This is a genomic window from Gemmata algarum (assembly GCF_034097035.1).
GTDB lineage: Bacteria > Planctomycetota > Planctomycetia > Gemmatales > Gemmataceae > Gemmata > Gemmata algarum.
The window spans coordinates 1-573 of the sequence record NZ_JAXBLV010000128.1 but is presented as its reverse complement, the minus strand read 5'-3'; the positions used below and the strand labels follow the sequence as shown (position 1 = coordinate 573).

1 pseudogene is annotated in these 573 nt (G+C 71.4%); it reads right to left on the bottom strand.

The features are described from left to right. Positions 1-573 (bottom strand): annotated as a pseudogene (locus R5W23_RS11340) (transposase); the annotation flags it as partial.

The following is a 573-nucleotide window of genomic DNA, read 5'->3' as shown; positions in this document are numbered from 1 at the left end:
TTGGTCGCCCGGCACGTTGGTCAGGATCTCGAGCTCCCGGTCCCCGTTCTCGGTCGGCTGGTCCAACCGCACCCGCACGCACCGCACCTGCAGCACCGGCTCCCCACCCACGCATACCCACATCGGCCGCTCGCTCGCCCGACCGGTGTCGGTGCGCACCTCCGCGGTCCACTCCCCGTCCCCCTCGAGGGTCGTGTTCCCGTGCCGGCGGATCACGAACGACGCGCCCCGCTGATCGATCCGGGACCGGAACTCGGCGATGCAGACGTTGCGGTCGCCGACCCACACCTGGGCCGGTTGCACCAGCGGCATCACCGGGTCCAGAAGGGCTCGCTCCTGGGTGTGACCGTCCTCACACGGGATGATGTCGGTGATCAACATCCGGTCCGGGTCCAGAACCGCCAGGACCAGCCCGGGGAGCGGGCCGGCGGTGCGCCCGCGGGTCACCCGGAGCTGCTTCGGGGTGGCCCCCAGATGATTCCCGTCCAGGATCCGAACGGCTCGACCGGGCCGTACCGGGTTCCGCTCGCCGCCCAACGGGCCGATCCGCTCGTGGCATCGGTCCGCGACGTA